The sequence below is a fragment of the Rhodoblastus acidophilus genome, from assembly GCF_025961575.1.
In the GTDB taxonomy this organism is placed as follows: Bacteria; Pseudomonadota; Alphaproteobacteria; order Rhizobiales; family Beijerinckiaceae; genus Rhodoblastus; species Rhodoblastus acidophilus_C.
Genome location: NZ_JAOQNX010000045.1, coordinates 1 through 21,515, shown reverse-complemented (window position 1 = coordinate 21,515; position 21,515 = coordinate 1). Strand labels below are relative to the sequence as shown.

15 protein-coding genes are annotated in these 21,515 nt (G+C 66.3%); 3 read left to right on the top strand and 12 right to left on the bottom strand.

Going from position 1 to position 21,515, the window contains the following annotated elements; all coding sequences use genetic code 11:
* Positions 1–97: 97 nt before the first annotated feature.
* Positions 98–388 carry a transcriptional regulator gene (locus tag M2320_RS21885; RefSeq protein ID WP_264599107.1) on the top strand — a complete coding sequence of 97 codons (291 nt, stop codon included), beginning with the start codon at positions 98–100 and terminating at the stop codon, positions 386–388.
* 1 nt (position 389) lies between these two features.
* Here the strand turns inward: M2320_RS21885 and cysG are convergent, their stop codons facing one another.
* Both cysG and M2320_RS21875 read right to left on the bottom strand, forming a co-directional pair.
* Positions 390–1,790, bottom strand: a complete 1,401-nt coding sequence (cysG, locus tag M2320_RS21880; protein ID WP_264599106.1) for a siroheme synthase CysG — start codon at positions 1,788–1,790, stop codon at positions 390–392.
* Between the two features lies 1 nt (position 1,791).
* Positions 1,792–2,784 carry a glycosyl transferase family protein gene (locus M2320_RS21875; protein ID WP_264599105.1) on the bottom strand — a complete coding sequence of 331 codons (993 nt, stop codon included), beginning with the start codon at positions 2,782–2,784 and terminating at the stop codon, positions 1,792–1,794.
* Positions 2,785–2,926: 142 nt separating this feature from the next.
* On the opposite strand from M2320_RS21875, the gene M2320_RS21870 reads away from it, so the two are divergent.
* Together M2320_RS21870 and M2320_RS21865 are read left to right on the top strand one after the other, a co-directional pair.
* Positions 2,927–3,841: a heme o synthase gene (locus M2320_RS21870; RefSeq protein ID WP_264599104.1), complete on the top strand. Its 915-nt coding sequence runs from the start codon at positions 2,927–2,929 to the stop codon at positions 3,839–3,841.
* A 60-nt stretch (positions 3,842–3,901) separates the two neighbouring features.
* Positions 3,902–4,843: a PfkB family carbohydrate kinase gene (locus tag M2320_RS21865; RefSeq protein ID WP_264599103.1), complete on the top strand. Its 942-nt coding sequence runs from the start codon at positions 3,902–3,904 to the stop codon at positions 4,841–4,843.
* On the opposite strand, the gene M2320_RS21860 is transcribed toward M2320_RS21865, so the two are convergent.
* From M2320_RS21860 to carB, 10 genes are all read right to left on the bottom strand, one after another.
* Positions 4,815–5,582, bottom strand: a complete 768-nt coding sequence (locus M2320_RS21860; protein ID WP_184428714.1) for a GntR family transcriptional regulator — start codon at positions 5,580–5,582, stop codon at positions 4,815–4,817. The genes M2320_RS21865 and M2320_RS21860 overlap by 29 nt on opposite strands.
* Before the next feature lie 129 nt (positions 5,583–5,711).
* The gene (locus M2320_RS21855; protein WP_264599102.1) at positions 5,712–8,045 is read right to left on the bottom strand and encodes a glycosyltransferase family 2 protein; all 2,334 of its coding nucleotides are present in this window, start codon (positions 8,043–8,045) and stop codon (positions 5,712–5,714) included.
* A complete protein-coding gene (locus M2320_RS21850) occupies positions 8,042–10,555 on the bottom strand; it encodes a glycosyltransferase family 2 protein (protein ID WP_264599101.1) in 2,514 nt (837 codons plus the stop codon). Before M2320_RS21850 ends, M2320_RS21855 begins: the two co-directional genes overlap by 4 nt.
* Entirely contained in the window at positions 10,552–11,244 is a 693-nt protein-coding gene (locus M2320_RS21845) for a class I SAM-dependent methyltransferase (RefSeq protein ID WP_264599100.1), read from the bottom strand. The genes M2320_RS21850 and M2320_RS21845 overlap by 4 nt, the downstream gene beginning before the upstream one ends.
* The gene (locus M2320_RS21840; protein WP_264599099.1) at positions 11,241–12,566 is read right to left on the bottom strand and encodes a glycosyltransferase; all 1,326 of its coding nucleotides are present in this window, start codon (positions 12,564–12,566) and stop codon (positions 11,241–11,243) included. The genes M2320_RS21845 and M2320_RS21840 overlap by 4 nt, the downstream gene beginning before the upstream one ends.
* Before the next feature lie 162 nt (positions 12,567–12,728).
* Positions 12,729–13,937 carry a hypothetical protein gene (locus M2320_RS21835; protein ID WP_264599098.1) on the bottom strand — a complete coding sequence of 403 codons (1,209 nt, stop codon included), beginning with the start codon at positions 13,935–13,937 and terminating at the stop codon, positions 12,729–12,731.
* 135 nt (positions 13,938–14,072) lie between these two features.
* Positions 14,073–14,960 carry a hypothetical protein gene (locus tag M2320_RS21830; protein ID WP_264599097.1) on the bottom strand — a complete coding sequence of 296 codons (888 nt, stop codon included), beginning with the start codon at positions 14,958–14,960 and terminating at the stop codon, positions 14,073–14,075.
* A 991-nt stretch (positions 14,961–15,951) separates the two neighbouring features.
* A complete protein-coding gene (gene greA / locus M2320_RS21825; protein WP_184428596.1) occupies positions 15,952–16,425 on the bottom strand; it encodes a transcription elongation factor GreA in 474 nt (157 codons plus the stop codon).
* A 163-nt stretch (positions 16,426–16,588) separates the two neighbouring features.
* Positions 16,589–17,728: an acyltransferase family protein gene (locus M2320_RS21820; protein WP_264599096.1), complete on the bottom strand. Its 1,140-nt coding sequence runs from the start codon at positions 17,726–17,728 to the stop codon at positions 16,589–16,591.
* A 57-nt stretch (positions 17,729–17,785) separates the two neighbouring features.
* Positions 17,786–21,109: a carbamoyl-phosphate synthase large subunit gene (gene carB / locus M2320_RS21815; protein ID WP_264599095.1), complete on the bottom strand. Its 3,324-nt coding sequence runs from the start codon at positions 21,107–21,109 to the stop codon at positions 17,786–17,788.
* Between the last annotated feature and the right edge of the window lie 406 nt (positions 21,110–21,515).

The following is a 21,515-nucleotide window of genomic DNA, read 5'->3' as shown; positions in this document are numbered from 1 at the left end:
AAGTCACTGTCCTAATTTCAGGCTTGAACTGTCTTTTTAGATCGCGGAAACAATTGGCAAGCTTAGACTTAAGCGCTGCGGCAAGGAATCAAAGGCCGTGACAAAACTCAAGAAGCTCGATCCCGCCCTCGTGGAAGCGCTGCTGCGCAAAGGCGTCGAGACCATGCTCTCCGGCGATGTCGAGTCCGGGAAGGCGATCCTGCGCGATTACATCAAGGCGACGGTCGGCTTCGAGAAATTGGGCGAGGCGACGGACACCCCGCCCAAGAGTCTGATCCGCATGTTCGGCCCGACCGGCAATCCCCAGGCGCGAAACCTGTTCGGCGTCATCGGCTACCTGCAGAAGCAGGCTGGCCTGGAGCTTCAGGTCACCCCGCAACGGCGCTAGTTCACGTCGTCGGCGCGTACCAGTTCAGCTTCTCGCGCAGCTTCACCACATTGCCGATGATGATGATGGTCGGCCCCTTCAGGCCGGCGGCCTTGGCTCTGTCGCCGAGGTCGGCGATCGTGCCGGTCACCGTCACCTGATTCGACCGCGTGCCGTTCTCGATAATGGCGGCGGGCAGAGCGGGATCGGCGCCGCGCTTCAAAAACTCGCCCATCAAGAAGTCGAGATGGGCGAGGCCCATATAGACCGCCACGGTCTGGTTCGGCCGCAGCAGCGTCGACCAGTCGAGATCGATCGGCCCCTCCTTGCCGTGGCCGGTGACGAACACGCAGGATTGCGCGTAATCGCGATGGGTGAGCGGAATGCCGGCATAGGACGAGCAGCCGGCGGCGGCGGTGACGCCGGGCACGACCTGGAACGGGATATTGTGCTCCGCGAGCTTGTCGATTTCCTCGCCGCCGCGGCCGAAAATGAAGGGATCGCCGCCCTTGAGCCGCAGCACGCGCTTGCCCTGCTGGGCGAGCTTCACCATGAGTTCGCCGATTTCCTCCTGCGGCAGCGCATGGTTGGAGCGTTTTTTGCCCACATAGATGCGTTCGGCGTCGCGGCGCACCCGCTCGAGAATGGTGGGTTCGACCAGCCGGTCGTAGAGCACGACATCGGCCTTCTGCATCAGGCGGAAGGCGCGGAAGGTCAGTAGGTCGGGATCGCCCGGACCGGCGCCGACCAGATAGACCTCGCCCCTGACCTCGGCTTCCGGAGAGGAGCCGTCGGGCCGCGTGCGCCAGATTTCATGGTCCAGCACGGCGCGCGCGCCATTCTCGTCACCGGCGAGCGCCATTTCGACGGCCGGGCCCTCGTAAAAACGCTCCCAAAACCGCAGCCGCGCCGAATGGCTCGCCAGCTTGTCGGCGAGCGCGGCGCGGCCTTCGCCGGCCAGCGCCGCCAGTCGTCCATAGGACGCCGGAATCAGCGTCTCTAGCCGCGCCTTCAGCATGCGCCCGAGCAGCGGCGCCTCGCCGCCGGTCGAAATGGCGACGATCAGCGGCGAACGGTCGAGCACGGACGGATTGATGAAATCGCTCAATTCGGGATGATCGGCGACATTGACCAGCGCGCCCGCGCCTTTCGCCCGCGCGATCAGGGCCGCATCGGGCGCGTCATCGCCATCGGGGACGAAATAGCACAGCGTGCAGCCGTCGAAAGCGTTTTCGGCGGCGAGGTCGCCGCGCTGGCAACGCTCGGCGAGGCCCAAAAACTCCTCGTGCGGATTTTTGGCGAACAGCGCCACCTGGGCGCCGCCGGAGAGCAGGGTGGCGGCGCGCCGCGCCGCGACCGGGCCATCGCCGATGACGGCGACGCGCCGGCCCTTGAGGGAGAGGAAGAGAGGTTGACGGTCCATCTTAGTGCTTGATCCAGATGTCGCGATCGCGGGCGTCCCAGATTTGGGCCGCCAGCGCCTGAGCCTTGTCCTGGTCCGGCGCCGCGCCGCTGGTTTTCAGCGCCAGCGCCATGGTGCCGGTGATGGCGGCCTGGGCGTAGGCATTGTCGTCGCCGCGCCAGACGGCGAGGAGTTTTGTTGGCTCCATGGCGTCGTCGGGCAATTGGCGCGGCTCCTCCATCAGCGGCGCCCAGCGCTCCTCGAAGGGGACGCCGTCACGAAGGCCAAGGGTTTCGCAGGGTTTTCCCGGACGACGCTCGATTTCGCCGCCCTCGCCGCGAAACACGATCATGTTGCGCTCCCCCAGAATTTTCGCCGCGCCGCTGTGGGTCGCCATATAGTTCGGGTGGAAGATGCCTTGCAACAGGCAGGGAGCGCCGAACGGGTTGATCATGCGCGAGATGGTGTGGACCGGCGAGCGCAGGCCCAGGATCGGCTTGAACCTCATCATTTTCGCCAGCGGCGGGCTGATCGCGGCGAGATCGAGATAGGCGAAATTGTGCTTCGCCAGTTGGGCGCTCGCCTCGCCGAGATTTTGCGCGCGGGCGACGCCGAGCGCCTGCAAAACCTCGCCGGTGTAGAGCCGGCCCGGCGTGTGGCCGTCGAACCCATGCATGAAGACTTTTCGGCCCGACTGCGCCAGGGCGAAGGCGGCGAGCAGGAACCAGGGCAATTGCCGTTTCTTTCCTGCATAGGAGGAGAAATCGATGTCGGCGCCCTGCCGCGCAGGCAAGGTTTTGCGCACGGCGCGGACAAAACCGGCGATTTCCTCGGGGCTCTCTTCTTTCACGCGCAACAGCATCAGGAAGGCGCCGAGCTGTTCGGGCAAGAGCTCGCCAGCGAGGATCAGCTCCATGGCCTGTTCGGCTTCTTCAACGGTGAGCGGTCGGGTGAGATTGCGCCCGCGGCCGAGGATGGCGATGAAGCGGGCGAAGGGGTGAGGCGTTTGTGACATGAATGTTCCAGAGTTCGCGCCTTCATATCACGAGTTTTGCGCCGTGACGAAGTTTTGGCGCCTCGTCATTGGGCGCCCCCGGAACACCCCCGCGCTCGAAGCGTTGACGCTTTTGTTTGTCCTTTGGCGGGAGCCGTTTGCGATGAAAGAAGCCATTGTCAAGGAGAGCGTCGCGCCGCGCCGGTCCGCCCTTCATGCGCGCGTCCTCCTGCTCAAGCCGCGCGTGATGTCCCTCGTAGTCCTGACCGGCGCCGTCGGCTATCTGCTCGCGCCCAAGCCGCTGGACGTCCTGAATTTCATAGCCGCGATTTCCGCCATGGCGGCGGCGGCCGGGGCCTGCGGCGCGCTCAACATGTGGTGGGACGCCGACATCGACGCAAAAATGGCGCGCACGGCGATGCGGCCGATCCCGCGCGGCTCCGTGGCCCCCCGCGAAGCGCTTTTGTGGGGCCTCGCGCTTGCGGTCCTATCGGTCGCGGCCATGCTTTTCCGCGTCAATTTTCTGGCGGGCGGGCTCCTGGCGCTGACGATCGTCATCTATATCCCGTTCTACACGATGGGCCTCAAGCGGCGCACGCCGCAAAACATCGTCTGGGGCGGCGCGGCCGGCGCGCTGCCGCCGGCGATCGGCTGGGCGGCGGCGAGCCATGAGATCGGCTTCGCCGCCTTCTCCCTGTTCCTGTTGATCTTCCTATGGACGCCGGCGCATTTCTGGGCGCTGGCGCTGCGGCGCAGCGGCGATTATGCGCGGGTCGGCGTGCCCATGCTGCCCAATGTCGCGGGCCCCCGGGAAACCTGCCGGCAGATCGCGCTCTATAGCGCGGCTCTGGTCGCCGCCTCCTTCCTGCCGCTGGTCATTCCGAGCCTGGGCGCGCTCTATGCGGTCGCGGCGGCGCTGCTCGGCGGCGCTTTCCTGTGGCGCGCGTCAAAACTTTATGCGCTGCGCGACGCCGCGCGCGAACAGCGCGAAAAAGCGGCCATGGGCCTGTTCGGCTTTTCCATCCTCTATCTGTTCGGCCTGTTCGCCGCCATGCTCGGCGACGCGCTGATCCCCTGAGGCTTGACTTCCTCGGCCCCTTTGGGAAGCTTGCGCGCAAAGAAACAGAGATTTTTCCTCATGCGCGCCTTCGTGGTGGGCGCTTATGTCAGCGCCAATTTCCTGTTCGTCCCGTCTCTGCCGCGCGCCGGGCAAACGGCGGCGGCGACCGCTTATTTCCATGACCACGGCGGCAAGGGGCTCAATCTCGCCATCGGCCTGCATCGCCTCGGCGTCGCCACCGACCTGCTGCTGGCGGTCGGCGACGATCCGCGCGGACGCGAGATCACCCAATTGCTGCGCGACATGGGCCTATCGACGGAGCATGTCCACATCGCCGACGCGCCTTCGGCCTTCGGCATCGGCCTGATCGCGCCGGACGGCGCCAATCTGCTCGCCGCCTATATGGGCGCCAACGCCCTGCTTGGCGAAACGCAGGTGGAGCAGGCGCGCCAAACCATCGAAGCCGCGGCCTATTGCCTGGGCCAGTTCGAGGCGCCGGAACCGGCGGTGCGCGCCGCCTTCGGCATCGCCAAGGCGGCGGGCCGCGTCACTTATCTCAACCCCTCGCCCTGGCGCCAGCCGAGCGACGAGCTCCTGGCGCTGACCGACATTATGGTGGTCAACGAACCCGAGGCCATGGATTTTCTCGGCCTTTCCGAGGCCGGCGCCCCCGCGGAGGTTTGGGCGCGCGACTTGCCCGAACTGGCGAAGCGGCGTGGCTGGCGCGGTGAAATCCTGGTGGTCACCCTCGCCGAGCGCGGCGCCGTGGCGCTGAAGGGCGGCGCCAGCATTTTCGTTCCGGCCTTTGCCATCGACCAGGTCGACGCCACCGGCGCGGGCGACGGTTTTGGCTGCGGCCTGGTCTCAGCCCTGGCCGCGGGCGAAAGCCTCGAGACCGCGCTGCGACAAGCCTCGGCCTGCGGCGCGCTGGTTGCGTCGCGAACAGGCGTGTTCGACACGCTGCCGCACGCCGCCGACCTGCAAGATTTTCTCAGTTGCCGTGCGACGGCTCCAGATTGAGCCGGTAGGTATAGGCGTCGCCGCGAAACGTCCCTTCGACATATTCGACGATCTGGCCGGCGAGCGCGCGGGTCTTGCGCTTGATCAGCAGGCAGGGCTGCGGGCTGTCGAAGCCGAAGGCGGCGTTTTCCTCGTCGCTGCTCAGCACCGCCTCGATGCTCTGCTCCGCCGCGCCCAGCCTGATGCCGCAGGCCTTGGCCAGATAGGCGTAGGCGGACCCTTCGACGTTCCACTCCGCCATGTCGGGGACGAGCGTCAGGTCGAACCAGGAGATCTCGCGTGACACCGGCGTTCCGTCGCCCAGGCGCAGCCGCACCAGTTTGAGGAAATGCGCGGTCGAGGGGCGGTTGAACACCGAGGCGACCACGCGGTCGCGGACGATGTCGCGCGACAGCAGCCGCGTCGAGGGCTCCAGGCCCAGTTCGCGCATTTCGTCGGTGAAGCCCTTGAGCTGGCCCATGCGCGGCGACAGGCGTTGCGGCGCCTTGGCGACGGCGCCATTGCGCCGGCTGGTGCTGAGCAGATCGTCTTTGCGCAACTCCTCGTAGAAGCGGCGCACGGTGGTGCGGCTGAGTTCGAGCCTTTCGGCGAGCAGCCGCTCCGCCGGCAGGCTCTGGCCCTCGCCGATCGCGCCGGTTTCGATCAGCTTGTTGAAGGCGCGGGCCATCTGCTTGTAGACGGGCTCGGCCAGGCCGCGATCCGGGGCGAGGGATTCGATCAGTCGTTCGCTGGACAGCATGATCTGCAAAGGTCTTCCATTCGAGTCTGGCCGGGGGCACCCCGATGATGGCGCCATAGTGGCCTTTCTCTGGCTGAATAGAAGATGAATAGCGTCAACTGCGCCGCAAAACGCCGCAGAAGCAGTAGCTTAGAAGCCGGGCGGGACGGCGCTGCGGCTGGGGAAGCCGGGCTGGCGCGGGCCGCGGCGGCGCGGCGGCCAGGCCAGCGCGCTCCAGGGAACGGGATCGAGCGACAGCAGTGGGCTGTAGCCGGGATCGGCGACCAGAGCCTCGCCCCAGGCGGCGCGCAGATTGCGCAATTCGCGCTGCATCCGCCGCGCCTTGTCCGGCGCCTCGTCCCGGCCGCGCGAGGCGGATTCGCGATGCAGCAGTCGCGCATGCGGCGTCTGCACCACCCTCAAGCCCTGCGCGCGCAATTTCAGGCAATAATCGACATCGTTGAAATTGACCGGAAAATTCAAGGCGTCGAAGCCGCCGGCGGCGTCGAACAGCCGTTTCTCCGTGAGCAGGCAGGCGGCGGTCGCCGCGCTGCATTCATGGGCGGCGAGCAGCAGGTCGGCATAGCCGGGGTCGCCGTCGATGCGGTCGTTGAAGGCGTGCGAGGCGGCCAGACGCGGCCCGAGCGTGACCCCGGCGTGCTGCACCACGCCGCTCGGCCACAACAGATGCGCGCCGACCGCGCCGACATCGGGCTCGACGATGCGGCCGAGCATCTCCTCCAGCCAGCCCTTGTGCAGCGCCTCGATGTCATTGTTGAGCAGCAGCAGATATTGGCCTGAGGCCACGGCGGCGCCGGCATTGATGATGCGGGAGAAATTGAAGGCGCCGCCGACGCGGAAGATGCGCAGGCCCCGCGCCGACAGCGTCTCGAAATAGCTCAGGGTTTCCGGCGCGCTCGACTCATTGTCGAGCACGATGATTTCATGAGCCCCGAGATCGGCGGTGGCGAACAGCGAGTCTATGCAAGGCTTCAGCAGATCGACGCGGTCGCGGGTGGGAATGAGGATCGAGACTTTTCCCGGCGCGGGCTGGCGGGTCAGCCGCAGGCGCGGGAAGGACAGGCCGGCGGCGGCGTCGATGCGCGACGGCGCCCGCCGCGCGTCGAAATGGTCTTTGACGGCCTGCATCAGCGCCGGCGTCATGGCGCGGGCGTCGAAGCGCGGCAGGCGCGCCAGGAATCCGGGAACATGAACCGGCGCGTCGGCGACGGGAACCGACTGGCGCGGACCGCGCGCGCGGCGCCGGTCGAAGGCGAAGGTGCAGATGCGGAACAGAGAGTCCGCTCCAGCCGCCAAAGCTGCGCGCAAAAATTCGCGGCGTGCGGCGAACAACAGCGCCCCCGCGCCCTGTTCGAGCAGCCGTTCATAATCGAAGGCGGCGTGGGCCACCGGCCATTCCGCGCCGTCCGCGGCGGTGAGGGTGAAATCCGCATAGGCCCAGGGGGAAGAGGGGAATTCTTCCAGCGCCTGCGCCAGCACGCCGAGCGCGGCGGGCTCGAACAGGGTTCCGCCCAGGGCGAAGACGATGGCGTCGCAGGCGCCGGCGTCCTGGTCGAGGAACAGGCTGAGGCTGGCGGGGTCGAAACGGGCGGGCTCGCGCGCGTCTAGCACGGCGGCGAGCCAGTCGCAGCCCTGCTGCGCCTCCAGCGTCGCCAGACTGTCCTGCGCGCCCGCCTCGCCGATCAGCACCACGGCGACCGGGTCTTTTCGCGCGGGGGGCGGCTCAGGCGCAAAGCGTTGCTTCCAGTCGCCGATGGCGGAAAACGGCAGCGCCTGCGGCAGGACTTCGTCGAAAAATTCGGCGCGCAGGCGCTCCGATTCCAGTTCGGCGCGGCCGCGGACGAAGCGGGCGAGGCCGTCGGCGAAGGCGACGAAGAACACCGGGCTGCCCGAAAACTCCTGGCCATTGTCGTCGATCACCTGCGCCCGATGGGCGCGGCCGTCGGCGAATGTTTCCGGCAGGTACAGGTCGAAGCTGCGGCGCGGGCGCGGCGCGGCGCCGTCGTCGAGATGCGCCCAGCCCGCAGCGCGCGCCTGCGCCACCACCTTGCCGTCGATCAGGGCGCGTGCGGACCCTTCAGTGACGCCTTCGGCCAGCCAGCCATTGAGGCGAAGGCCGCCGAGCCAGCGCGCCTCGCCGCGCGCGCCCGGCTTTTCCGCCGCGGCCAGCGGCGCGTCGAGCCGGGCCAGTACGGTCCCTGTGTTGGCGAGCCGCAGTTCCAAAGTTTTCGCCTGCGCCAGCGCGCCCGGCGGCGGCGTGATGACAAAACCGTGGCAGCCGTCGCCCTGACTTTTCTGCGCGAGCTCCGGGTCGAAAAATTCCGCGCGCGCGAGCCCGGCCGGTTGTCCGTCCAGCAGCAGTTCGACCACCAGCCGCCGAAACGGGTTTTCCGGGTCGAAGGCGTGGCCGACGACCTGCGCGCCGGACAGAAAAAGAGTGGCTGAAAGGATTTGGTCGCTCATGCGCCTTGGTCTCTCGGGGCGGCGCCCCTGTCAAATGCCCGGCGCGCCGCCAGCCAATCGGCGACGATCTCGGCCGTCTTGCGGTCGCACAGGCGCGGATCGAGCGCCAGCTCCTGCGCGCCGAACGGCAGCGCGCCCGAGGACCAGTCGAATCCGGCGCGCGGCAGGCCGCAGGCCGCCGCCAGCGCGTCGATCCCGTGGCCAAAGGCGCGCGAGCCGGACATCAGTTCGGTGACGCCATAGGCCTGGACCAGCGGCGCGCGTTCGGCCTCCTCCACCGGGCCGGAGACCAGCACATTGCCGGGCGCCATCACGGCGAAATCGTCGAGGCAGGCGCCGAACACGACAATGTCGGCGGGATCGCCGCGCCGACGCAGCGCATGGGCCAAAGCGAGCACGAGCGCGTCGGCCTCGGCGCAGGGCTGCGGCGACAGCACGCCGAGCGTGCGCCCTCCTGGCGAAACGGCAATCTCGTGGGAAACATCCGGCGGCGGCAGGATGCGCGCCTGAGGAAACAGACGCCCGGCGACATGGGCGCTCATGCGGTCGAGCGGCCGCAGCGTGGCGCTGCTGCCGGCGGCGAACCGCCAGGCCCGCATCCGCGCCGCCATCGCCTCGGAGGCGGTGAAGGCGCCGGCGCAGGACGAACAGGGTTGGGCGCCCTCCGGCGCCGCGCAGATATCGGACCGCGCGGGTGGCGAAAACAGCGCGATTCCCGCGATCGCCAGCTCGACCTCGCCCAGCCCCGGCAGCATTTCGACCAGAGCTTCCGGCAGCCCCGTGGAATAGAACAGGGTGATTCCCGACAGGCGCAGACGAAACAGCCATTTGCCCAGCGCATTGAGGCCAAGCGGCGCGCTCAGGTCGAAGTCCAGCGAGTTCGGCGCGCAGCCTTGCGCACGCAGCTGCGCCTTTTGGGCGATGGGGTCGTAGAGGCAGAGCAGGGGGGCCTCGCCCTCGGCTTCGATCGCCTGCGCAAAAGACTGCGCCTCCCCGGCGCAGGCGCCCAAAGCCGCGACGATCAGGCGGAACGGGCGGCGCGGCGTGTCCAGCCGCTCGATCTTGGCCCGCGCCGGGCGCAACGGATCGGCGCGCAGGAAGGCGGCGCATTCCGCCTCGTGATCCGGGAAGCGAGTCTTCAGCAGGCTCATGTTGCGCATCACCAGCGCGCGCTTTTCCGCGCCGAACGACAGCGAGCCGGCATGGCCGACATAGACGCCCGCGGCGCAGACGGTCCGGAAACCGCGTTCGCGGGCCTTGAGACAGAATTCCACATCCTCGTAATAGCCGCGTCCGTAAATCTCCGGCAGCGGGCCGGTCGCGTCGAGGCAGGCGCGGGTGATGTAGAGGCAGAAGCCGATGCCGTTGGGCAGGTCGATCAGCAGGTCGCCATTGGCCTGGCGCGCCAAAGCGTCGAGCCGCGCGATCTCCTCGGCCTCTGGAAGGGGGCTCGCGGCATTGGGCGCGGGAAAGCTGCAGGTCTCGCCATTGTTGGACAGCGGCGTCAGCGCGCCAATGTCGGGCGCGGAGCGCGCCAGTTCGGCGAGGCGGGCGAAAGCGCCGGGCGGGGGCAGGGCGTCGGCGTTGAGCAGGATCACGTCGCCGCCCCGGCAAATCTCCAGCGCGCGATTGACCGAGGCGGCGAAGCCGAGATTTTGCGGGTTGCGGATCAGCTCCAGCCGGCCCGAGGCCGCGGCCACGTCGAGCCAGCCGCGCAGCGCCGGATTCGGGCTGGCGTCGTCGATGACGACCAGCCGCATGTCGGCGTCGAGCTGGGCCATGGCGGCGTTGAGGCAGGCGCGGGTCGCCTTGAGATCCTCGTAGACGGGAACGATGATCCACAATTTCGCCGTTTGCGGCGCCCGTGGCAGCGGCGGCGCCACAGGCGGCGCCGACCAGGAAGCGAGCTCGCGCTCGCCCTGCCTCACGCGGACGCCGCGCAGACCGGCGGGGTCGAGGTTCAGATGGACCGCCTCGACGCCGTCCTGGCGCAGGAAATGCTGCGGGTCCGCCGTGAGACGGGACGCCGTTGTTTCGTCGCGCGTTTCCAGCAGATCGGGCGTGGCTCCCGTGCGAAACGCCGCCCAGCCCGCCAGGCGCGCGCCCACCGGGCGCAGCATCAGAACGGCCTCGGCGCCGCCCGAGACCAGCGCCGCCACGGCGCGCCGCAACAGTTCGGGATGGGCGGCGGGATCGTCGATCAAAGCGCGCGCCGCCGCCTGCTTGTCCGCCTCCGCGCCCCATTGCAGCGCGAATTGCAGCACGGTGCGCTGGGTCGGGTCGAGGTCGAGCGCGCGGGCGAGATCGGCGGCGGCGCGGTCCTCGAGACCGGCGCCGCGCGCCGCTTCCGAGCGCAGCAGGAGATCGAGCGCGGTCACGGAGGCGACGCGGCACAGGCGGTCGGCGAAACGGAAGGCGCCGGCGAAATCGCCGCGCCGCATATGCTCCGCCGCCCGCAGGGCCAGCGCTTCCGCGTGGCGCGCGCGGTCATGGAATCGAGGCGCGATCACGCCGGATTGGGCTGCGCCGGTTCTTCAGCGGCGCGCGCCGCTTCTTGCGCCTTGGCCGCCTGGTCCAACGTCAGCAGCGGCTCCAGCGGCGAGCCGGTCAACAATTGCTTCAGCCAGTCCCAGGAGGTTTCGGGGGTGAGCAGCAGGCCCCAGATGTCGAAACATCCGCCTTCGATCACGCGGACCTCGGAAAAGCCGGCGTTCATCGCCACCCGGCCCAGCCGCTGCCCGGTGAAACCGGTGCGATGGGCCATGGCGGTCGCGCCATTGGCGATGAATTCGCTGTGGCCATAGAGCATGTCGATCGGGCGGATCGCGCCGGCGGGCGAGTCGTAGGCGATCGCCTCGGCGCCCTCGGCGAGGATGAAGCGGCAAATGGCCAGCAGGCTCGGGCAGGTGACGATGGCGACGCCGCCCGGCTTGAGCACCCGGCGGAATTCCCGGAAGGCGGGGATCACCTCATGCGCGTAAAGATGCTCGATCGCGTGGGAGGAGTAGAGCACATCCACGGCAGCGTCGCCGACCTGCGCGCGCATGTCGACGATGGAGCCGACGATGTCGGGCTCATTGGCGGGCGAAATGTCGAGACGAACCTCCGTCCACTCCTGCTCGTTGAAAATGGCCGGGAGGCGTCCCGCCATACGGGCGCCGGAGCCGGCGTTCAGGATGATTTTCTTGGTTTCGGTCATTCGGCGTCCTCTGCCGCTGGAGTGGCGTCCGGGGCGCCGCGGCTGCGCCGAACGATGAATGCGGGCCGTTCCGGCGCCGCCGCCGGCGCAGGCGGAGCGGGGGCGGCCGGCGGCGCCAGGCCGAGAATGCGCCGTGCCTCGCGCAGGCAGTCCTTGCGGTCGTAGCGCGACAGCGCCGTCTCGCGCGCGGCGGCGCCGAGGGCGGCGTAATCGCCGGGGCTGGCGAGAATGCGCGTCACCTTTTCGGCCAAAGCGGCGGGATCGTGGAACGGCGTCAGCAGCCCGTTGACGCCGTCGGCGATCACCTCCCGCACCGGGGCGGTTTCGGAGCCGACGATGACGCAGCCGAGCGCCATCGCCTCGACCATCGACCATGACAGCACGAAGGGGAAGGTGAGATAGACGTGGACCGTCGTGGTCTGCAGCAATTGGACGAAACGGTCGTAGGGCTGTTGCGGCAGGAAGTGCACGCGCGACAGGTCGAGCCGGTCGGCGACCTCGTCGAGATAGATCGACTTCCAGCTCTTGCCCGCCTCCGGCGCCGCGCCATAGGACACGTCGTCGCCGCCGATGAGGACGACCTGGGCGTTGGGCCGCGCCGCGAGAATCTCGGGCAGGGCGCGCATGAAAATATGATAGCCGCGCATCGGTTCGAGATTGCGGGCGATGAAGGTGACGATCTCGTCGCCGCGATGCAGCACGCGGCCGCCCGGCAGTTCGAACCGCGCATTCGGGTCCGGCCGCAGGCGCTCGCCGTCGACGCCCTCGTGCACGACCTGGATCTTGGAATGGAATTCCTTCGGATAGGTCTGCTTCTGCCATTGCGTCGGGGAAAGGCCGAGATCGGCCTCCACCAGGGACAGCAGGGTCGAGGCGTTCTTGCAATGCAGCGTGATCAGGCCGTCGACGCCGAACTGGGGGTCTTCGGGGTCGAAATGGACGTCCTGTCCCTCCGGGCGATAATAGAATTCGCAATAGATCGCGATTTTCGCCTCGGGGAAGCAGGCGCGCACCGGCAGGGTCTCGCCCCAGCCGCAATGGCCGACGATCAGGTCGGGAACGAAACCGCTGGCGCGCAGCTCGCTCAGCGCGAACAGGACCTCGGTCGCGCGGCGTCCCTCAATGTCGAGGCGGCGGGCGAAGGGGTGGGTCTGGGCGACGTGGAAGAACGGCATCCGGTAGCGCAGCAGCTCCACGCCGGGGAGCTCCTGCGCGGTCTCGCAGCCGATGGCGACGACGCGATTGTCTGGAGATTGCGCCAGTTCGCCCGCCAAACCCCGGAACTGGGCGGGGAAATTGTTATGAATAAATAAGATCTGCATACCGCTCTTCTCGCGAGGCCCCAGACGACGAGCCTTGCAACCCTTGATCATGCAATTTGCGCGCGAAAGATAGCGCGCCTGCGGGCCAAGGTTAACCCCGGCCGAGGCAAAAGAAAACGCCGCGCGGAATCCGCGCGGCGTCCTTGTGTTCGAAGGCGGGGATCAGCCCTTGAAGTCTTTGAAGCTGGTGAGATCCGCCGCATGGCCCCAGGTGATGTGCACCTTGTTGTCGACGGTGAGCGAGTGCGCGCTGCTGCCGGAGCCGAACGTGAAGGTGGTGGTGCCATCGTTGTGGGTGACGCCGCTGATGGAGGCCGCCTGATCCACGACGTTGACCGTCGTGTTGGAGCCGCCGAGCACGGTCGCGTTCGACGCGCTGCTCCAGTAGTTGACCGTGTCCTGACCCGTGCCGCCGACGATGCTGGAGCTGCCGGTGTTGGTGAGGTTGATCGTGTCGCTGCCGGAGCCGAGCTTGATCGTGTCGCTGCCCGAGCCGTTCCAGACGAACAAACGTCCCGTGCCGCCCTGGATCGAGGCGTTGCCGGCGTCCAGACCGATGTAGAAGTCGTTCTGGCCCGTGACGATGGTGGAGGACGCACCCCCGACCGTGGCGCCATAGACTTCCGTCACACCCCTGCCGGAATGCTGGGTGTCGCCGATGCCGACGCCATAGATGTTGGTGTTCTGGCCGGAGTAGATCGTGTCGCTGCCGGAGCCGGTGTTGATCGTGTTCTTGCCGTCCTGCCAGTGCGTGCCGGTACCGTCGTTGTTCCAGCCGTAGATGACGTCGTTGCCGTTCCAGGTGTTGACGGTGTCATTGCCGGACGCGGTGTAGAGCGTGTCCGCCGCATTGGCCCAACGGCCGCCGTTGAGGGTCTGCGCGGCGCCGTTGCCGGCGTGAATCGCGCTCAGGCCGCCGCCCCACAGCACGTCCGAACCCGCGCCGCCCCACAGCGTGTTGTGGAAATGCGTGACCGAGTCCGAGCCGCCGATGATCGTGGAATGACCGCTGGCGTTGCCGTCGGTGCCGCTGGCCACGAACACGCCGGTCAGGCTGATCGTTTCGCCCGTGCCGCTGCCCCAAACCTTGTCCACATTGGTCGACAGATTGGTGATGTTCAGCACATCCGCGTTGTTGCCGGTGGCGAAGAAATTGCCGCCGGCGCTGTCCGTCACGTTGATCTGAGGCGTGGGGTCGATCACCAGCTGACCGTCGATGATCTGGCTCTGCGGGGCCGCATTGGCGACGAACAATTGGCCGCTGGTGGTGAAATCGGTGAAGCCCGGCAGATTCGAGGGGAAGGAATGCGGCGCGTCCTGGTCGACGTAAGTCGTCAGGATCGTGCCATTTCCCAGATTGGCGACGTTCAAGGCCTGCTCGACCGCCGCAGCCGTCGATGAGCCGACGTTCGCGTTAAGCAACGCCTCAATAGCCGTTTTGTGGAGATTGTACGTAAAAGTCACAGCCGCCCCCGCCTGTTGTAATCAAGAGTGCAAAATTTCCGCTCAGGCGCTCGCCATGGCGCGGAAAACCTTCAATTTGGACTCGGGCGAAGACTCCGCCAAAGTCCGCTCATTCGCCCCGACGCCCACTACGGAAGCCGAGACCAATTCGACTTGCAGCCCGACCAGCGGATCGACGCCGGCCGGGCTGACAAACTCCAGTTCGCGGCCGCGGCGGTTCTGCACGGGAGACCCGAGGAACAAGCCGCTGGCGGCGATTTCAAAATTCTCCGCGGACGCGCCGGTCAGGCGAAGCCGCAATCCGGCCAGGGGCAGCGCGCGCCGCCTCGTGCCGACGAAGCCTCCGGGACCGGACCAATCCATCCAGCGCGGGGGATTGGTGGCCAGAAGCGGCTGAAGTTCGATGGCGACGCCCCCCGGCAGCGCGCCCCGCACTTCCAGACCTTCGATCGGCGCCGGCGCATCCGGGCCGGCGATCCAGGCGCCCATCGCGACTTCGACGTCTCCCAGCCGAGAGACGTGCGCGAGAATGGTGGGCTGCGCGAAAATGGCTGGCTGCGCCGGAATGGCGGGCGCGCCCTGCTGGGTCGGCGCCACGGCCGCCGCGGCGGGCGCGGTTTTCTCGACGCTGGAGAGCGGCTCCATGCGCAACGAGGCTTCGAGGGGATCGCCGGGCACCTGCGCAACGATCTTGACGATGAGATTGCCGCTCTGCTCGGCGCGCACGATGGCGAAGTCGCCAGGAGCCGAAAGAAACCCGGCGACGACGCCGGGAGGGGAAATGACTTCGATGAAAGGCGCGCTCGCGGGCGCCGGGCGTACGACGGCGAAGGGAGAACGACCGTTGGCGGCGCCGGTTGCGTAACGCAAAAGAAACAACCCACGGTGTACCGTGATCGCCGTCTCCTGCTCTTGCGTCGCCTGCGCCAAAATAGCCTCCAACTGTCTACCGGAACTCATAACGGTTACAGAGCGTTTAGTCGTTCCCACTGAGTAACCTTTACGTTTCGTAACATCGGGTCCGCCGTTTTTCCAGCCCAAATTTGTCCCTCAAGTGACGATCTCGCGCTGAAAGGGCGCCGGCGGACGGCGGCGATACAGGCGGGGGGCGCTATGGCCTGATGAAAAGTACTGTAAATCAGTATGGTAGCGCGGAGGTCCCGATGCTGCGGCCGAAAACCCAGCGAAAATACGTACGGGATTGGGGTGCGCGCTCTGGCGACGATCTGGCCAATTGCTGTTCGATCTGATCACACTATTGGCAATACAACCTGAAGCAGCAATTTTCTGTCGGCAATGTCGAGACGCGCGGTCGCGATATAACATTGAAGATGAGAAAAATCCCTGGGAACCCAGGGGTGTCGCGTTTCAGTGGCGCCCCTTGGCGTCCGCAACCGGGTACAACCTAGGCCTGTGCGGGCGTCGCGCCGGACTTTCGGCGCGGCTTGCGTAGCGAAAGTTGAAGCGACTTTAAAATCATATAGATACCGCATAAGCGTTGCGTGAGTCGCACTGCAACCTTGGGATTGACGGTGTGAAGCGCGCCGCGCGCAATTTTGTGTCACGGATTGCGACTCACGCGCGAGCGTCGGCAAACGCCTGAGTTTCGGGGTGTTTGCCTTTTTCTGGTCTGTTAATCGCGTGTTATGGGGTGTTTCTGGACTGTGTTACGTCGCTCCGAATCCGGTACGGTCCCGAATCCGCCGGGCCGCGCCGAGAAGCGCCGCCGGGCGGTGAGTCGCGCCTTGGTGCGCAGCGTTTGGCGCGAAGCGGCGCCAGAGCCGCGCGAAGGCCAGTGGGCGCAAACGATCAGAGCCCGTTCGGCTGAACGGGCTCTTCAGGGGCGTCCGCTGGTCGCGCGACGCCTTGTGGTCGATGCGGGGGTAGAAACGCTCCGCGGAGCGTCAGGCGACCTGGGGCTTCAGATGAATTCCACCTTGAGGATTTCGTAGCTCTTGCCGCCGCCGGGCGTGTTGACCTCGACGGTGTCGCCGACCTTCTTGCCGATCAGCGCCCGCGAGATCGGCGACGAAATCGAGATTCGGCCCAATTTGACGTCGGCCTCGGTGTCGCCGACGATCTGGTAGCGCTTCTCTTCCTCGGTGTCTTCGTCGATCAGCGTGAGGGTGGCGCCAAACTTGACGCTGTTGCCGGACAGTTTGCTGACGTCGATGACGTCGGCGCGGGCGATCTTGTCCTCGAGCTCCGCGATCCGGCCTTCGTTCAGCGACTGCGATTCCTTGGCCGCGTGATATTCGGCGTTTTCGGACAGGTCGCCATGGGAGCGCGCCTCGGAGATGGCTTCGACGATGCGCGGACGCTCCACCTGCTGGCGATGCTTCAATTCCGCTTCCAGCGCAGCGAAGCCGGCGGCGGTCATGGGCAGCTTTTCCATCCTTACGTCTTTCATTCGAGGCGGTCCGGATCTCGGGCCGCCGGGTTAAAATGCGCAACGCGCCCGAAGGGGCGCGTCGGACTTGCACAAAAAGGGGCAGTCATGATCGTACAGTCGGCGCTTCAGGTCAATCGCGTTCGCAGGCGCGGCAAACCCGCGCCTTTCACTCGCGCGCGAGACGCGAGGCTGTCGCGTCAAAATCCTTGGGAGAGCGGAATTGCGCGGGACGCAGGCGCATGATCGGCTGTTCGACAAATCGGGTCAGCGCGAAGGCGCTCAAGGCCGTCAGCGGGATCGCAAGCAGCGTGATGGAGGTGGGCAGCCCGTTCTTGGTCGCAATGGCCCCCATGATGTCGAAACATTGGCAGTGCACGAGATAGAGCGTGTAGGCGTGCAGGCTGACCACCCGGACGCCCGACGCCCAAACACCCGAGGCGGTCTGAAGCCGCGACAGCGCCACCACGGTCAGCGCCGCGCCGATCGAGCAGGTCAGGAACGGACCGTTGGACACCCAGAGCCGGCTGCTGGCGAACAGGTCGTGGACGACGCCGTACCAGGAGAACACGAGCAGGGCGACGCCAACAGCGCCGATGAGGACGACGGCCCGTCGCCCAAGGGCGCGGAAGCGGGTGAGATAGGCGGCGAGCACGCCATAGACGATGGAATCAAGCTGGAGCGGAACCTGCTTGCGGATCGCGCTGTCCCAGAACGGATCGTAGCCGCCGCTCGCCAAGCCTTTGACGGCCGCATGGTCGAGGACAAGATAGCGCGCGACAGCCGGCGCGATCAGAAACAGCAGAATCGCGTAGAGCGCAGCGTTCCTGACTTTTAGCAGATACAAGACGTAAAGGACTGCCGGAAACAGGACATAAAACCATTCTTCGACAGCAAGCGACCAGGACACGCCGAAGAAGACGCCCTGGTAGGGCGTCAGGAAATTCTGGACGAAGAAGACATATTTCAGCAGGTGAACCTTGTTGTATCCGACGAAGTGGATGGCTTCGTAGGTGGCGATGAGCACGATGAGATAGGCGGGAACCGTGCGCATCCACCGGCGGACGTAGAACCGAAGGATTTGATTGAGATCGGGATTTCGATCGAAAATCGCAAAAATGATGCGGCCAAGCAGGAAGCCGGACAGCGGGAAGAACAGGCCGACGCCGATAAAGCCGACGGTGGTCACCGCATAGGACGCCTGGTATTGAAAAGCCCAGGCGTAAAACATGGTGTAATGGCAGATCAGGACGAAGGAGATCGCCGTCGCCCTGACAAGATCGAGACCGAAATTTCTCTTGAGGTCCATCAATGGGCTCCCGACCCGGTTTGCGCGCGCGATCCGGCGCGCGCAAACCGGCCGTGGTCAGTCGAAATAGTCTTGCAGCGCCCGCACTTCCAAATCGCCGGCGCGGTAGGCGCGCACGCCCTCGGCCGCGGCGAGCGCGCCCGCCAGCGTGGTGTAATAGGGCGCCTTGTGCAGCAGGGCGGCGCGGCGCAGCGAGCGCGAATCCGCCAGAGCCTGCGCGCCCTCCGTGGTGTTGAACACCAGCTGCACGCCGCCGTTCTTGATGGCGTCGACCACATGCGGCCGGCCTTCCGACACTTTGTTGATGCGCTCCGCCGCAATGCCCTGTTCCTTCAGGAAACGGGCGGTGCCGCCGGTCGCCAGCACCTTGAAGCCCAGGCTCGCCAGCAGCTTGACCGCATCGAGCACGCGATGCTTGTCGGTCTCGCGCACCGAGACGAACAGCGCGCCTGAGGTCGGCACTTTGGCGCCGGCGCCGAGCTGGCTCTTGGCGAAGGCGACGTCGAAGGAGCGGTCGAGGCCGATCACTTCGCCGGTCGAGCGCATTTCCGGTCCCAGGACCGTGTCGACGCCGGGGAAGCGGGCGAAGGGGAACACCGCCTCCTTCACGCCGACATGCCCGCCCTTCCAGGGTTTTAGGCCGAACCCGCCGAGGCTCTCGCCGGCCATGATCCGCGAGGCGATCTTGGCGATGGGCTGGCCGATCACTTTTGCCACGAAGGGCACGGTGCGCGAGGCGCGCGGATTGACTTCGAGCACATAGATCTCGCCGTCCTTCAGCGCATATTGCACGTTCATCAACCCGCCGACGTTCAGCGCCAGCGCGAGTTTTTTGGTCTGCTCCTCGAGCCGGGCGATCATTTCGGGCGGCAGCGAACGCGGCGGCAGCGAACAGGCGGAATCGCCGGAGTGAATGCCGGCTTCCTCGATGTGCTCCATCACGCCGGCGACGAACACCTCTTTGCCGTCACACAGGCAGTCCACGTCCACTTCCACGGCGTCGACCAGATAACGGTCGAACAGCAGCGGGTTTTTGCCGAGAACCGTATTGATCTGGCCGGTCTTGTCGTTGGGATAGCGCGCCTTGACGTCGGAGGGGACCAGGCCCGGCAGGGTGCCGAGCAGGTAATCGTCGAGATCGCTTTGGTCGCGCAGGATGGCCATGGCGCGGCCGCCGAGCACATAGGACGGGCGCACCACCAGAGGCAGGCCGAGGTCGCCGGCGACGATGCGCGCCTGTTCCACGGAATAGGCGATGCCGTTTTTGGGCTGTTTCAGGCCCAGCTTGTCCAGCAGGCGCTTGAACAGGTCGCGATCCTCGGCGAGATCAATGGAATCGACGGAGGTTCCCAAAATCGGGATGTCGGCGTCTTCCAAGGCCTTGGCGAGTTTCAGCGGCGTCTGGCCGCCGAACTGCACGATCACGCCGACCAGCGTCCCGTTTTCCTTTTCCTTGGCGAGGATTTCGAGCACGTCCTCGCGGGTCAGCGGCTCGAAATAGAGGCGATCCGACGTGTCGTAGTCGGTCGACACCGTCTCCGGATTGCAATTGATCATGATGGTTTCATAGCCGGCGTCGCTGAGGGCAAAGCAGGCGTGACAGCAGCAATAGTCGAACTCGATGCCCTGGCCGATGCGGTTGGGACCGCCGCCGAGAATGACCACCTTTTTGCGGTCGCTCGGCCGGGCCTCGCAAGCCGGCGCGCCGGCGAACGGGGCCTCATAGGTCGAGTACATGTAAGCCGTGGGCGAGAAGAACTCGGCCGCGCAGGTGTCGATGCGCTTATAGACCGGGCGCACGCCGAGCTCGCGCCTGTAGGCGGCGATATCGGCCTCGTTCTTGCCGGTGAGCGAGGCGAGACGCAGGTCGGAGAAACCTGCAGCCTTGAGCGCGCGGAAATTCGCGGCGTCCTTGGGCAGACCGTAGGTTTTGACCTTCTTTTCCAGCGCGATGATTTCGCCGATCCGCGCCAGAAACCACGGATCGACCTTGCAGGCTTCATGCACGTCCTGCTGGCTCATGCCCATGCGCAGGGCCTGGCCGATCACCAGGATGCGGTCGGGCGTCGGGGTGCCCAAAGCCGCGCGCAAAACATTCATGTCGTCGCCGCGGCCGATCCCGTCCACCTCGAACTCGTCGAGGCCGGACAGGCCGGTTTCCAGCGAACGTAGCGCCTTTTGCAGGGATTCGGCAAAGGTGCGGCCGATGGCCATGGCCTCGCCCACGGATTTCATCGCCGTGGTCAGCACCGGCTCGGCGCCGGGGAATTTTTCGAAGGCGAAACGCGGGATTTTGGTGACCACATAATCGATGGTCGGCTCGAACGAGGCCGGGGTGGCGCCGCCGGTAATGTCGTTGGCGATTTCGTCGAGCGTATAGCCAACCGCAAGCTTCGCCGCGACCTTGGCGATCGGGAAGCCGGTGGCTTTCGACGCCAGCGCCGAAGAACGCGACACGCGCGGGTTCATTTCGATGACGATCATCCGGCCATTGGCCGGATTAATGGCGAACTGCACGTTGGAGCCGCCGGTCTCCACGCCGATCTCGCGCAAAACCGCCAGCGAGGCGTCGCGCATGATCTGGTATTCTTTATCTGTGAGGGTCAGCGCGGGGGCGACGGTGATGGAATCGCCGGTATGAACCCCCATCGGGTCGAGGTTCTCGATGGAGCAGATGATGATGCAGTTGTCCGCCTTGTCGCGGACCACCTCCATCTCATATTCCTTCCACCCCAACACGCTCTCTTCGATCAGAACTTCGTTGGTGGGGGAGGCGTCGATGCCGCGCTCGACAATGTCGATGAACTCGGCCTTGTTGTAGGCGATGCCGCCGCCGGTGCCGCCCAGGGTGAAGGACGGGCGGATGATGGCGGGCAGGCCGATGTCGTCCAGCGCCACAAGCGCCTGGGTCAGGGTCTTGATGTGGTGGGAGCGCGGCGTGTCCAGGCCGATCTTGGTCATGGCCTCGCGGAAAAGCTCGCGATCCTCGGCCTTGTCGATGGCTTCCGCCGTGGCGCCGATCAGCTCGACGTCGAATTTTTCCAGAACGCCCATTTTCTTGAGCGACAGCGCCGCGTTGAGCGCGGTCTGGCCGCCCATGGTCGGCAGCAAAGCGAAACCGCCGGGAACGGCGTAGCGCTCCTTCTCGATGATGCGCGCGCAGATTTCTGGGGTGATCGGCTCGACATAGGTGCGATCCGCGAGATCCGGATCGGTCATGATGGTCGCCGGATTGGAGTTGACCAACACGATCCGGTACCCTTCGGCCTTCAGGGCCTTGCAGGCCTGGGTGCCGGAATAGTCGAATTCGCAGGCCTGCCCGATGACGATCGGCCCCGCGCCGATGATCATGATCGTCTGGATGTCTGTCCGTTTCGGCATGGCTGCTCTTTAGTTATGCGGGCTCGCGCCCGGTTTGTCGTTGTTCCGGGCGCGGCCCGGGCGGCGCTGGGCCGCATACAAAAAAGGCCGCGCGCCGGCCCGAGGACCGGCGTTCCGGCGCCAAGAGGGGCGCGCGCGGTCCGGGGCCGCGGTCGCGGTCCCACACAAGCGCTCCTGTTAGACGAGTTTTTTTCGCCTGAAAACCCTTTTTGACAGAGAGACGGCGCCCGGCGGCGCAATGACGACTTTTCCGCGCCGCCATGCTAGAGCGGGATGTTTTAGGACGGAACCGCCTGCGCCGGGCGATTTTGCCTCAGGGGAAGGAGAATGGCGCAGGCCGTGTCGGGGACACGGCTAAGCCGTTCGACGCACCCCTGAGGCAAAAGCGCCCGGCCCTCCGGGTTGA